We start from the raw sequence: 13,124 nt of genomic DNA on the forward strand, positions 1-13,124 counted from the left end.
GCGAGGGCGGAAACGGGCGTGCGGGGGTAGGGAAGCGGCGTCACCGGGGGGAAGCGGGGGGTCGGGAAGCGGCGCTATTGGGGGAAGCGGGGCTCAGTCGCGGTGCGGGGCCGGGCCTGTGCTCTCGCGTGTGGTCAACAGAGGTGTGAGCAGCGCGACTTCGTCGGCGTCCGCGCCCTCGATCCGCCGCATGACCAGCTCCACCGCGCGCCGCCCCAGATCCTGGGCGGGCCCGGTGACGGCGGTCAGCCGCGGCGAGTACTGGTCGGCCAGCGGCTCGGGGCACAGCGCCACCACCGAGGCGTCCTCGGGCACGATCCGCCCGGCCGCCCGCAGCAGGCTCAGCAGCGGCCCGATCGCGCCCTCGTTCTGCACGACGAAGCCGGTGGTCTCCGGCCGGTCGGCGAGGACGCGGGTGAAGGCGCCCGCCGTGCTCTCGTACGTCCCGTCGCACGGCCGGTGCACGATCCGCAGCCCGCGCTCGGCCGACCTCGTACGGAAGCCGGTCAGCGTCCGCTCCGCGTACCCCGCGTGCCGCCGGTAGACCGCCGGGCTGTAGCCGATGAAGGCCACGTCGCGGTGGCCGAGGTCGGCCAGGTGGTCGGCGCACAGCGCGCCCGCCGCCGCGAAGTCGTGGTCCACGCACGACAGTCCGGTGGCGTCGGCGGGCAGTCCGATCAGCGCGGCGTGCGTGTTCTGCGCCCGCAGGACGGGGATGCGGTCGTCGTCCAGCTCGACGTCCATCAGGATCACGCCGTCGGCCAGACCGCTGGCCGCGACCCGCCGCACCCCGTCCGGGCCCTCGTCGTTGGTGATCAGCAGCACGTCGTAGCCGAAGCCGCGCGCGGCCATGGTCACCGCGATGGCGATCTCCATCATGATCGGCACGTAGACGTCGGTGTGCAGCGGCACCATCAGCGCGATGATGTGCGACCGCTTGCCCGCCAGCGCCCGCGCGCCCGCGTTGGGGTGGTAGCCCAACTCCCTGATGGCCGCCTCGACCCGGCGCCTGGTCGCCTCGGAGATCGAGCGCTTGCCGCTGATGACATAGCTGACCGTGCTCGACGACACCCCGGCGTGCTTGGCCACTTCGGCGATGGTCACGGCGGAGGTGCTTCCCATCATGCTGTGCTGCTCCTGTCGTGGTGGCGGTCCCGCGGTCCCCTGCGTACGTTCACCCGTGCCCCGACCGCTCATTCCGTGACCGCTCATTCCGTGACCGCTCATCCCGTGACCGCTCATCCCGTGACCGTCCGTCCCCCGACCGCTCATCCCTTGACCGCTCCGGTCAGCACGCCGGTCTTGAAGTGCTTCTGCATGAAGGGGTAGACCATCAGGATCGGTACGAGGGTGAGCACCACGACGGCCATCTGAAGCGACAGCGGCGCGGTCTGCGCGTGCGCGGTGCCGAAGCCGCTGTTCACCGAACCCGGCATGTTCATCCCGTAGTTGACGTACTCCAGCAGCACGTACTGCAACGGCCACTTGGGGCTGTCCGTGGGCATGTAGAGCATGACATTGAAGAAGGAGTTCCAGTATCCGACCGCGTAGAAGAGCGTGACGACGGCGGTCACGGCCCGCGAGGTGGGCAGCACGACCGACCACAGGATGCGCCAGTCGTTCGCGCCGTCCATCCGCGCCGCGTCGATGAGCTCCGCGGAGGTGCCGGAGTAGAAGGCGCGCAGCACGAGGATGTTGAACACGGAGATCGCGCTGGGCAGGATCAGCGCCCAGTACTGGCCGTAGCCGCCGAGGCCGGTGACGACGAGGTACGTCGGGATCAGGCCGCCGCTGACGAACATGGTGACGATCAGCACCATCAGGATCGCCCGGTGGCCGAGCGACCCGGAGCGCGACAGGCCGTACGCGCACAGCACGGAGACCACCATCGAGATCGCGGTGCCGACGCCCGTGACGCCGAGGCTGACCAGCAGGGCGCGGGTGACCGCGCCGTTCTCCAGCATCAGCCGGTAGGCGTTGAGCGTCACCCCGTCCGGCCAGATCACCAGGCCGCCCGCGCGGCCGATCGCGCCCGGCGTGGACAGGCTGGTCAGCGCCACGATCCACAGCGGCACCAGGACGGCCGCCACGACCAGGGCCAAGGTGGCGCCCTTGAAGGTCTGCCCGGCGACGCCCGGCGCCTCCTCCCACGACGGGCGCTGCGGGCCCTTGCGCGCACGGGGGTTCCGCGTACGGCCGGCGCGGTCGCCGCCCACGGTCAGTGTGTCGGTCATCTGCGGTACAACCCGTCCTCGCCGAAGGAGTGCGCCAGCCGGTTCGCGCCCCAGATCAGCAGCAGCGAGATGACGCTCTTGAACAGACCGGCGGCGGCGCCGTAGCTGTAGTTGTTGGTGGCGATGCCGTAATAGAAGGAGAAGGTGTCCAGGACGTCGGCCGCGTCGTGGCCGACCGCGCCGCGCTGGATCAGGAACTGCTCGAAGCCGACGGTCAGCGCGTTGCCGAGCCGCAGCACGAGCATCAGCACGATCACCCCGCGCATGCCGGGCAGCGTGATGTGCCACATCCGGCGCCACCGGCCCGCGCCGTCGACGGCCGCGGCCTCGTACTGGTTCTGGTCGATGGCCGCGAGCGCCGCGAGGAAGACGATGATGCCCCAGCCCGCCTCCTTCCACACCGCCTGCGAGGTGATGAGCAGCGCGAAGGTGTGCGGGTCGGTCATCACGTCCCAGGTGCCGATCGAGTGCCGGCGCAGGAACTGGTTGAGCACGCCCGCGCCGCCGAGCATCTGCTGGAAGACGGTGATCGTCAGCACCCAGGAGAAGAAGTGCGGCAGATAGACGATGGACTGCACGAAATTCCGCAGCCGTTCGCTGATCACGGTGTTGAGCATCAGGGCGAGCGCGATCGGCACCGGGAAGAAGAGGACGATCTGGACGGAGCTGAGGAAGAGCGTGTTGCGCAACGCGCCCCAGAACAGCGGGTCGTGGAAGAGCTGCCGGAACTGCTCCAGGCCCGCGAAGTCGCTGTTGCGGACGCCGACCAGCGGGTCGTAGTACTCGAAGGCGGTGACCAGGCCGAACAGCGGCGCGTAGTTGAAGACCAGCAGCAGCGCGACGGCCGGGAGGGTCATCAGCAGCAGCGACTTGTCGCGGCGCAGCCGCACGCGCCAGGTCAGGCCGCCGTGCGCCGTGCTCTTGGCCTCGCGTGAGCCCTTCTTGCCGTCGCGTGCGCCCTTGCCGGTGTCCCCGTCCGCGGCGCCCGGCTTCCCCGGTGTCCCGTCCGCCTTCCCGGTGATGATCGCGGCCACCGCCTACTGCCCCGAGCCGTACTTGTCGAGCACGTTCGTCTGCATCCACGTCGTCAACCGCGTGCCGCCGCTGCTCTTCCACGAGGAGATCGCGGCCTGCACGTCGGAGACCTTCTTCTTGCCGTGGTAGCAGTCCTTGATGGTGTCCTCGACGGCCTGGCCCGCGTCGGCGGTCGCGAAGCGCTGCGGCACGGTGATGTTCATGTTCCAGAACACCGGCTTGTACGCGGTCGCCGCCGCTGCCGCCTGCCAGGCCGCGTAGTCCTTGGTCACCTGCGGGGCACCCGGATTGCTGATCACCGCGGAGCAGGTGGCCAGGAACGGGTACGTCTGCTGCTGGACGTCCTTCTTGCCCTCGTCGGTGAAGGTCGGCGTGCCGTTGTCCATCGTGTAGTGGACGCCCTCGGCGCCGTAGTTCACCATCGTGTACTCGGCGGAACCGAAGGGCGCGGCAAGGTAGTTGGCGACCGCCAGCAACTCCTTGATCCGGTCCTTCGACAGCTTGATGTTCAGATAGCTCATCAGGCTGGTGGAGTTGCCGAGGAAGATGCCGGGCTTCGACGTGCCGTCGGCGGCGAAGACCTTGAACGCGCCGCGCCGGTACTTCGGATCGGCCGCCGTGCCCGCCTGCGCGTCGGCGAGGTTCCACGCGCCGGTGCCGTCACCGGTGACGACGACCTTGCCCGCGTAGAAGCGGTTCTTGCCGTCGTTGGTGTTGCCCGCGAGCGCGTCCGGGTGCATGTAGCCGGACTTGGCGAGCTTGTAGTGCCAGTCCAGCGCCTCCAGCAGCTCCTGGCCCTCGTACTTGTGGACCAGCTTGCCGTCCTTGACCGTCCACTTGTTGGGCACGCCCCAGAACGGGGAGAGATACGTCCACAGGTCGTCGAAGGCCCACACGCCGCCCTTGGCGTTCGTCAACTCCTTGCCGAGCGCGAGGAGATCGGCGGCCGAGGAGATCTCGTCCGGGTTGATGCCCTTGGCCTGGAGGATGTCGGCCCGGTGGTAGGTGGTGCCCGCGACGACGAAGCCGCTGGAGAAGGACGGGATGCCGTAGAGCTTGTCCTCCCACACCCCGGCCTGCCAGGCGCCGGTCGGGATCGCGGCGAGGTTCGGGTAGTCCTTGACCGCGTCGCCCGCCAGGTACGGCGTGAGGTCGGCCAGTTGGGTGCCGGCCAGCTTGCCGACGTTGAAGTTGGCGTTCCACCAGGTGGGGAGCTGGATCCAGTCCGGCAGCTTCTTGGCCGCCGTCATGGTGGGGATGGCGGTGTCGTAGTGGTTGCCGTCGGCGGGCTTCATCGTCAGCGTCACGCCGAGGGCCTTGCTCATGGCCTGGTAGAAGGAGTTGCCCGGCTCCGGGATGGTGCCCCACAGCGGGGTGACGGCGGTGTAGCTGCCGCCCTTGCCCGGCACGCCGTCGACCGTCTTCACCGGGCTCGCCGGGTAGGTCAGGAAGCCGGGGTCGGTGGCGGTGCCCGCGGCGCCCGGCACCGCCGGGATGTCCGCCGTGACCGAGCGGCTCGCGGTGAACTGCGGCAGCGCCGCCTTCAGTCCGCTCTTGCTGCTGGTGCCACCCTTGCTGCTCGACCCGCTTCCGCAGGCGGTCAGCAGCGGGGACAGCGCCGCGGCTCCGGCTGTCGCCGCCGCCGCGCTCACAAAGGTTCTGCGGTTCAACTGGCTGGTCATGGTGGGTCCTTCGCCGTGTGGGGTGGTCCGATCCGGGGGGACGCCGAGGGTGCGTGCCGTGGGTGCCGTTTTGCCGTGCCGGTGCCGCGTGGAGGGGGCGAGGCGCCGGGGAGAGTGTCGAAGAGGACTGTCGAAGCGCTTCGATGTGTCGGCGACAGTAACCACGTGTTTCGGTTCCGACAAGAGTTCTGACGCGACTGTCCGGCGGGCGGATTCCGGCCCCGTACGGTCCTGCGGACATCATCCCCGCCCTGGTCAGGGCGTTCGATGAATTCGACAGCGGTGCGCCGGACGGAGGTTGTGCGCGACCCGTTGACACCCTCGTCGGCGGCGTGTCAGCTTCGGCGAAGCGCTTCACCACGTCACCGGCCCAAGGGGTTTGCCTCAGTGAGTACGACGCCCGTGCACGACCGGCCGCCCTTCCGCGACGCGGAACTGCCGCTGCGCGAACGGGTCGAGGACCTGCTCGGCAGGCTCACCCCCGACGAACGCGTGGCGCTGCTGCACCAGTACGCCCCGGCCGTGCCCCGGCTGGGCATCGCCGCCTTCCGCACCGGCACCGAGGCGCTGCACGGCGTCGCGTGGCTCGGCACCGCCACCACCTTTCCGCAGGCCGTGGGCCTGGGCGCCACCTGGGACGAGGAGCTGACGCACGCGGTCGCGACGGCCGTCTCCGTCGAGCAGCGCGCCTTCCACCACCACAGGGCCGCGCCCATCGGCGCCGGGCCGATCAGCCTCCAGGCGTGGGCGCCGGTGGTGAATCTGCTCCGCGACCCGCGCTGGGGGCGCAACGAGGAGGGCTACGCGGAGGACCCGCTGCTCACCGCGCGCCTGGGCGACGCCTACTGCCGGGGCATGGCGGGCGACGATCCCGAGCACCTGCGCACGGCGCCGATCCTCAAGCACTTCCTCGCCTACAACAACGAGGACGACCGCTGCGTCACCTCCTCGGGGCTGCGCCCGCGCGTGCTGCACGAGTACGACCTCGCCGCCTTCCGCCCGGCCGTCGCCTCGGGCGCCGCGACCGGCGCGATGCTCGCGTACAACCTGGTCAACGGCCGTCCCTGCCACGTCAGTCCGTTGATCGAGTCGGAGCTGCGGCGCTGGGCAGCGCCCACCGGACACGAGCTGTTCGTGGTCAGCGACGCCGAGGCGCCGAGCAATCTGGTCGACCCCGAGCACTACTTCACCGACCACGCCGAGTCGCACGCGGCGGCGCTGCGCGCCGGGGTCGACAGCTTCACCGACCATGGCGAGGACTCCGCCGTCACCGTCGGCCGCCTCCAGGAGGCGCTGCGGCGCGGGCTGATCGACGAGGACGACGTGACGCGCGCGGTACGGCGGCAGCTCGCGATCCGCTTCCGGCTCGGCGAGTTCGACCCGGAGCGCGACCCGTACGCGGCCATCGGCTGGGACGCCGTCGACTCGCCCGCGCACCGCGAACTCGCCCTGCGCGCGGCCACGGAGGCGGTGGTGCTGCTGAAGAACGACGGGACGCTGCCGCTGGAGCCGGTCGCGGGGGCATCGCACAAGGTCGCGGTGATCGGGCCGCTCGCGGACACCCTCTTCGAGGACTGGTACAGCGGCACGATGCCGTACCGGATCACGGCCGCCGACGGGCTGACGGCCGCGCTGGCCGCGCGCGGCGACGAGGTGACCGCCGTGGTCGAGGGCGTCGACCGGATCGCCCTGCACGCCACCTCGTCGGACGGCGCGCTGTCGGTGCCCGCCGCCGACCCGGCGGGCCCGCTGCTGCTCGCGGCCCCGGCGGCCGAAGTCCCGGCCGACGACTTCTGCTTCGACGTCTTCGACTGGGGCGGCGGTGTGCTGACCCTGCGCAGCGCCCGCACCGGCCGCTATCTGACCGCGCGCGACGGGGGTGTTCCCAGCGGCGGCGACGAAAACGCTTCCGGACAGAAGGTGCTGACGGCGGATCAGACGCTGCCCAACGGCTGGGACGTCCAGGAGACCTTCCGCCTCGAGGAGCGGGCGGACGGTACGGAGCTGCTGCGGCATGTGCACAGCGGCCGGTACGCGGCCGTGGACGGGGCGACCGGGCGCGTGACGGTGAGCGCCGACACCCCCGCGGAGGCAGAGAGTTGGCGCCGTACGGTCGTACGCGACGGGATCGCGCAGGCGCGGGCCGCCGCCGCCGCGGCCGACACCGCCGTCGTCGTCCTCGGCAACGACCCGCTGATCAACGGCCGTGAGACGCAGGACCGCCCCGACACCGCCCTGCCGCCCGCGCAGGACGCGCTGCTGCGCGCGGTCGCCGCCGCGCAGCCGCGCACCGTACTGGCCGTGACCAGCAGTTATCCGTACGCGCTCGACTGGGCGCAGGAGCGGGTGCCCGCGGTGCTGTGGACCGCGCACGGCGGGCAGGAGAGCGGCCGGGCGCTGGCGGCGGTGCTGCTCGGCGCGAGCGAGCCGACCGGGCGGCTGCCGCAAACCTGGTACCGCGGCGGCGACCCGCTCCCGCCGCCGCTGGACTACGACATCATCACGGCGGGCTGGACGTACCAGTACCACCGCGCGCCCGCGCTCTACGGGTTCGGACACGGCCTGTCGTACACCACGTTCGGCTACGAGGACCTGCGGCTGTCGGCGGCGCGGATCGCGCCGGGCGAGCCGGTGACGGCGACGGTGACCGTCGTCAACACCGGGGAGCGCGCGGGCACCGAGACCGTGCAGCTCTACACCCGTGCGGTGGACGCCCGTTACGACGCGCCGCTGCTGCGGCTCGCCGCCTTCCGCAAGGTGCGGCTCGCGCCGGGCGAGCGGCGCGAGGTGAGCGTCGAGGTGCCCGCCGACGCGCTCGCGCACTGGGACGTCGGGACCAGCGCCTTCACCGTGGACCCGGGCGCGTACGACGTCCTCGTGGCGCGCGGGGTCCAGGACGTCGCCGCGACCGCCCGGCTGGAGGTCACCGGCCCGACTCCCGCTCCCCGTAAGGCGGTCGGAGTGCGCGTGGCGGCCGTGGACTTCGACGCCTGTACGGGGCTGCGGCTGCTGGACGCGGGCCCCGTCTCCGGTGACGCGGTCGGCCCCGCGGCGCCGGGGGAACCGGCCACCGCCGTCTTCCGGGACGTCGGCCTGACCGGGGCGCGTACGGTCGCGGTCGAGGTCAGCCGACCGGCGGCCGAGGGCGGGTCCTGCGCCGAACCGTCCGGGATCGAGCTGCGCTGCGACGGCGCGCCGCTGGCCGCCTTCACCCCGCCGCCGACCGCCGACCGGCACACCTGGACGGAGCTGACCGCGCCGCTGTCCGCCCCGCCCGGCCCCGGCCCGCACACGCTGACCTGGACACTGACCGGAGACGCGCTGCTGGCCGGGTTCACCTTCGCGGAATGAGCCACGGCGCGCATTGAACGGCCGCGCTTCTTAATTCGTTCGCTTTCTTCTATTGGACGACTGCCCGCCCCACGGGTGAAGCTGGAGGTCCGTTGTCGTCGTAGGTGGAATGAGAGAGGCGCGAAACCATGCAGAGCCGTCGTATCGGTGCCGTCGAGGTCAGCGCGATCGGGCTGGGCGGGATGCCCATGTCGATCGAGGGGCGCCCGGAGGAGGCACGTTCCGTCGCGACGATCCACGCGGCGCTCGACGCCGGGGTGACCCTGATCGACACCGCGGACGCGTACCACTGGCACGCCGACGAGGTCGGGCACAACGAGTCGCTGATCGCGAAGGCGCTGGCCTCGTACGGCGGCGACAGCGACGGCGTGCTGGTCGCGACCAAGGGCGGCCACCTGCGGCCGGGCGACGGTTCGTGGACGCTGGACGGCAGGCCCGAGCACATCAAGGCGGCCTGCGAGGCGTCGCTGCGGCGGCTCGGGGTCGAGGCGATCGGCCTCTACCAGTTCCACCGGCCCGACCCCGCCGTGCCGTACGAGGAGTCGGTCGGCGCGCTCGCCGAGCTGCTGGACGCGGGCAAGATCCGGATGGCGGGCATCTCCAACGCGAGCCCGGACCGCATCCGGCTGTCCCAGGAGATCCTGGGCGGGCGCCTGGTGTCGGTGCAGAACCAGTTCTCGCCCGCGTATCGCTCCAGCGAGCCGGAGTTGACGCTCTGCGACGAGCTGGGCATCGCCTTCCTGCCGTGGAGCCCGCTCGGCGGTATCGCCCACGCCGGTGAACTCGGCTCCTCCTACGGGGAGTTCGCCAAGGTCGCCGCCGCGCACGGCGTCAGCCCGCAGCAGGTCTGCCTGGCCTGGCTGCTCGCGCTGTCCCCGGTCGTCGTCCCGATCCCCGGCTCCAGCCGCCCCGAGACCATCCGCGACTCGGTCGCCGCCGCCGAACTCACCCTGGACGCCGACGAGATCGCCCGGCTCAGCGCCGCCGGCTGACGGTCCGCCCGCGCCTTCGCATTCCGCAACCCCGAGAAGAGGAAGTCTGTGCGTTACCGCGAACTGGGCCGCAGCGGCCTGTCCGTGTCGGAGATCGGCTACGGCGCCTGGGGCATCGGCGAGGGGGCGTGGGTGGGCGCGACCGAGGACGAGTCGGTGCGCGCCCTGCACCGGGCCGTCGACCTCGGCGTGAACCTCATCGACACCGCCCGCGGCTACGGCGAGAGCGAGCGCATCGTCGGCCGGGTCGTCCGCGAGCGGGCGGCGGCCGGTGACGAGATCCTGGTCGCCACCAAGGTCCCGCCGGGCAACGGCACATGGCCCGCGTCCGCCGGGGTGACCGCGGAAGAGGCGTTCTCCGGCGAGCACATCCGCGCCAGCCTGGAGACCAGCCTGCGCGCCAGCGGCCTCGACCACTTCGACGTGCTCCAGTTCCACGTCTGGCGGGACGAGTGGGTCGGCAGGGGCGACTGGCTGGAGACCGTCGCCGACCTCAAGCAGCAGGGCAAGATCCGGCTGTTCGGCGTCTCGATCAACGACCACGAGACGGACAACTCGCTGGCGCTGGTCCGCAGCGGTGTCGTGGACACCGTCCAGGTCATCTACAACATCTTCGAGCAGACGCCCGCCGAGTCGCTGCTGCCCGCCTGCCAGGAGCACGGCGTCGGCGTGATCGTCCGCGTCGCGCTCGACGAGGGCGGTCTGACCGGCGCGGTCACGGCCGGTACGACCTTCCCCGAGGGCGACTTCCGCAACCGCTACTTCCGCGGCGACCGCCCGGCCCAGGTCGAGCAGCGCGTCCGGGCGATCGTGGACGACCTGGGCATCGCCCCCGACGCCATCGCCGAGACCGCCCTGCGCTACGTCCTCAGCGCGCCGGCCGTCTCCACCGTCATCCCCGGCATGCGGTCGGTGCGCAATGTCGAGCGCAACACCGCGGTCAGCGACGGGACGCCGCTGACCGACGAGCAGCTCGCGATCCTCGCCAAGCACCGCTGGCAGCGGAACTTCTACGCGTCGTAGCGGGCTGTCGCCTCACCACGGCGAGCCACCGTGAACCCCGGCGAGCCACCGCGACACACCGCTCATCACCGCTCACCGACTGCTCACCACTCCTCGGCGCCCCGCGCCGCTTCGCGCGCCGCCGTATGCGCCGCTGCATGCGCCGCCGTTTGCGCCGCCTCCTGGGCGTCGAGGAGTTCGTCGCCGTGGTCGAGGGCCCAGCGGCCGAGCGCCCGCATCGGGCCGTCGACCAGGCTCTCGCCCAGCGCGGTCAGCCCGTACTCGACGCGCGGCGGCGCCTCCGCGTAGGCCCGGCGGCCCACCAGGCCGTTCCCGAGCAGCCGGTGCAGCGTCTCGGTCAGGACCTTGTCGCTGATCCCGCCGATCGCGGCGCGCAGCGCGCGGCGGCGGCGCGGGCCCGTGCGCAGCGCCGCGAGCACGACCGGGTCCCAGGTGTGGGCGAACAGGTCGGTGGCCGCGCGCAGCCGGCAGTCGGCGACCCGTTCGTAGCAGTGCGCGCCGGGGCTTTCGCGCGTCTCGTCGGGGCTCTCGTGAGGGCTCATCGCGCCACCCATCATGGTCCGTCCCTCGCGCACCGGCCGGTGCGTATCGGCTTCCCTACCGTATCCGTCAGACGATCGCCGCTGGTCACGGCGCCGGGCGGGGACTGGTCGCAGCGCGGGTCAAGGCGCTGGTCACGGCACAGGCCACGGGCGCGGCGCGGGCCACGGCACAGGGGCACGGTCGAGGGAGCGAAGGATGCGGATCGGGATTCTCGGTACGGGAACGCTGGCGCGGGCGCTGGGCGAGGGCTGGCTGCGCGCCGGGCACGAGGTGGTGGTCGCGGGGCGCTCGACGGCCAAGGCGGCGGCGCTCGCCGAGGCGCTGGGCCGCGGCACGCGGGCCGTCGCGCCCCGGACGGCCGTCAGCGGGCGGGACGCGGTGCTGCTCGCCGTCGCCTGGGACGGCGCGGAGGACATGCTGGGCGCGGCGGGCGCGACCGAGGGACTGCTGGCCGGGACGCCGCTGATCGACCCCACGAACGCGGTGGCGCACGGCGCCGGAGTCCTGCTCACGGGACCCGCCGAGTCCATGGCCGGGCGCGTCGCCGCCCGCGCCCCCGGCGCCCATGTGGTCAAGGCGTTCCACCTCTTCCCCTCCACCCAGTGGACCGACCCCGTCGGGCCCACCGTCACCGTCCCGATCTGCGGCGACGACCCGGCCGCGCTGGACGTGGTCGCCCGCCTCGTCCGGGACGTGGCCGCGACCCCGGCCGTCCTCGGCGGACTGGACCGCGCCCGCCAGGTCGAGGAGGTCGCGGGCTTCGTCATCACCCTGGCCTTCGCGGGCCACGACCCCAACGCGGCCGTCCCGGTCGTCCCGTCCCCGGTCGCGTAACGCCCGCCGAATCCGCGTCCGAAGTGCCCTGATCCGCCTACCAGTTGGTGAAGGCACCGTCCGGCGTGCGCAGATGGGGCCGCTCGGTCGTCGTGGCGCGGTGGGCGCGGGCGGCGTCGCGGTCGAGGGTGACGCCGAGGCCCGGCGCGTCGGTCGGGGTGACGCGGCCGGGGGAGATGGCCGGGCGGGTGGGAAAGAGCGCGGCGATGGCGGGCTCGGGGTCCGTCTGGTGTTCCTGGATCGCCACATTCGGGCAGGCCAGGTTGAGTTGGAGCGAGGACGCGGCGGTGACCGGGCCCAGCGGATTGTGGGTGGCGAGCTTGATGTGGTGGGTCTCCGCCATCGCGGCGATCTTCTTCGCCTCGGTCAGCCCGGCCGCCACCCCGATGTCGACGCGCGCGTAGTCGATCAGCTCCTCCTCGATCAGGGTCCTGAACTCCCATTTGGAGCCGTACTGTTCGCCCGCCGCCAGCGGTACGCCGGTCCGCGCGCGCAGCATCCGGTAGCTCTCGGGGTTCTCGCTGCGCAGCGGGTCCTCGACGAAGTACGGGCGGGCCGCCTCGATCTCGCGGCACAGGGTGACCGCCTCCGGCGGGTCGAGCCGGGTGTGCACGTCCAGGATCAGCTCGATCTCGTCGCCGAGCGCGTCCCGCACCGCGTGGAACAGGCTCACCGAATCGCGCAGGCAGCGCCGGGCGTCGAGGACGTCGTCCACGTCGTGCGGCGCGGAGAAGCGCACATGCCGCCAGCCCTCGGCGACCAACTCCCGGCAGCGGTCGAGGAATCGCTCGCGGTCGTGGTAGTCGTCGCCGACGTGCACGTACGCCGGGACCCAGTCCCGTACGCGTCCGCCGAGCAGGTCGTGCACCGGCACGCCGAGCGCCTTGCCGCGGATGTCCCACAGGGCGACGTCCACGGCGGCGATGGCGGCGCCGATGATGCGGTCGGCGGGGAAGAAGCCGCGGCGGAACATCACCTGCCACAGGTGCTCTATGCGCCGCGGGTCCTCGCCGACGATCAGCTCCGCGAGGTGTTCGAGGCCGCCCGCGACCGCCCGCTGCCGGGATCTGATGCCGACCTCGCCCAGGCCGTGGATGCCCTCGTCGGTGTCGACCACCACCAGCATCATGCTGTCGCCGTGGTCGGGGAGGGTCAGCACTTCCAGGCCGGTGATCTTCATCCCGCTCCTCCGTGAGTGAGGCCCCCGCGAGTGAGGCACTGTGCGCGGCGCCGTCCGCGGCCGGTGAGCCGCTATGAAAACGTTCCCGCAACTTCATCATGCTTGCTGAGAACGCATCATCCGCAAGGACCGCCCTGATCCGCAAGACCCTGCTGCACTGGAGATTTTCATTGCGGTAACACTCTTGACACCTCCGGGAACGTTCGCAAGGATCCACGGCATCCGGCAGCAGCGAGGCGAGGAGGCGGTC

General features: G+C 71.9%; 10 protein-coding genes. 4 read left to right on the top strand and 6 right to left on the bottom strand.

Annotation, left to right across the window (positions count from 1 at the left end):
• Window positions 1–93 precede the first annotated feature (93 nt).
• The 4 genes from ABZX65_RS17100 to ABZX65_RS17115 all read right to left on the bottom strand — a co-directional run bounded on the left by ABZX65_RS17100 (window position 94) and on the right by ABZX65_RS17115 (window position 4,951).
• Entirely contained in the window at window positions 94–1,125 is a 1,032-nt protein-coding gene (locus ABZX65_RS17100) for a LacI family DNA-binding transcriptional regulator (protein ID WP_355339763.1), read from the bottom strand.
• 143 nt (window positions 1,126–1,268) lie between these two features.
• On the bottom strand, window positions 1,269–2,234 hold the full coding sequence (locus ABZX65_RS17105) for a carbohydrate ABC transporter permease (protein ID WP_355339766.1): 966 nt from the start codon (window positions 2,232–2,234) through the stop codon (window positions 1,269–1,271).
• Window positions 2,231–3,268: an ABC transporter permease subunit gene (locus ABZX65_RS17110; protein ID WP_355339769.1), complete on the bottom strand. Its 1,038-nt coding sequence runs from the start codon at window positions 3,266–3,268 to the stop codon at window positions 2,231–2,233. The genes ABZX65_RS17105 and ABZX65_RS17110 overlap by 4 nt, the downstream gene beginning before the upstream one ends.
• A gap of 3 nt (window positions 3,269–3,271) precedes the next feature.
• Window positions 3,272–4,951 carry a Tat pathway signal sequence domain protein gene (locus ABZX65_RS17115; RefSeq protein ID WP_355339772.1) on the bottom strand — a complete coding sequence of 560 codons (1,680 nt, stop codon included), beginning with the start codon at window positions 4,949–4,951 and terminating at the stop codon, window positions 3,272–3,274.
• Between the two features lie 387 nt (window positions 4,952–5,338).
• Between ABZX65_RS17115 and ABZX65_RS17120 the strand changes: the two genes are divergently transcribed.
• The 3 genes from ABZX65_RS17120 (at window position 5,339) to ABZX65_RS17130 (ending at window position 10,317) form a co-directional block, all read left to right on the top strand.
• Complete coding sequence (locus tag ABZX65_RS17120) at window positions 5,339–8,302, top strand: glycoside hydrolase family 3 C-terminal domain-containing protein (RefSeq protein WP_355339775.1); 2,964 nt, start codon at window positions 5,339–5,341, stop codon at window positions 8,300–8,302.
• Window positions 8,303–8,430: 128 nt separating this feature from the next.
• Entirely contained in the window at window positions 8,431–9,294 is an 864-nt protein-coding gene (locus ABZX65_RS17125; RefSeq protein WP_355339778.1) for an aldo/keto reductase, read from the top strand.
• Between the two features lie 48 nt (window positions 9,295–9,342).
• Window positions 9,343–10,317, top strand: a complete 975-nt coding sequence (locus tag ABZX65_RS17130) for an aldo/keto reductase (protein ID WP_355339781.1) — start codon at window positions 9,343–9,345, stop codon at window positions 10,315–10,317.
• 83 nt (window positions 10,318–10,400) lie between these two features.
• Here the strand turns inward: ABZX65_RS17130 and ABZX65_RS17135 are convergent, their stop codons facing one another.
• Window positions 10,401–10,859 (bottom strand): helix-turn-helix domain-containing protein, encoded by a 459-nt coding sequence (locus ABZX65_RS17135; protein WP_355339784.1) that lies wholly within the window; start codon window positions 10,857–10,859, stop codon window positions 10,401–10,403.
• 196 nt (window positions 10,860–11,055) lie between these two features.
• Between ABZX65_RS17135 and ABZX65_RS17140 the strand changes: the two genes are divergently transcribed.
• A complete protein-coding gene (locus tag ABZX65_RS17140; protein WP_355339787.1) occupies window positions 11,056–11,694 on the top strand; it encodes an NAD(P)-binding domain-containing protein in 639 nt (212 codons plus the stop codon).
• 37 nt (window positions 11,695–11,731) lie between these two features.
• Here the strand turns inward: ABZX65_RS17140 and ABZX65_RS17145 are convergent, their stop codons facing one another.
• Window positions 11,732–12,874, bottom strand: coding sequence for a mandelate racemase/muconate lactonizing enzyme family protein (locus ABZX65_RS17145; protein WP_355339789.1), 1,143 nt, complete (start codon window positions 12,872–12,874; stop codon window positions 11,732–11,734).
• Window positions 12,875–13,124 lie beyond the last annotated feature (250 nt).

It is taken from the genome of Streptomyces sp. NPDC003300, assembly GCF_040610915.1.
Taxonomy (GTDB): domain Bacteria; phylum Actinomycetota; class Actinomycetes; order Streptomycetales; family Streptomycetaceae; genus Actinacidiphila.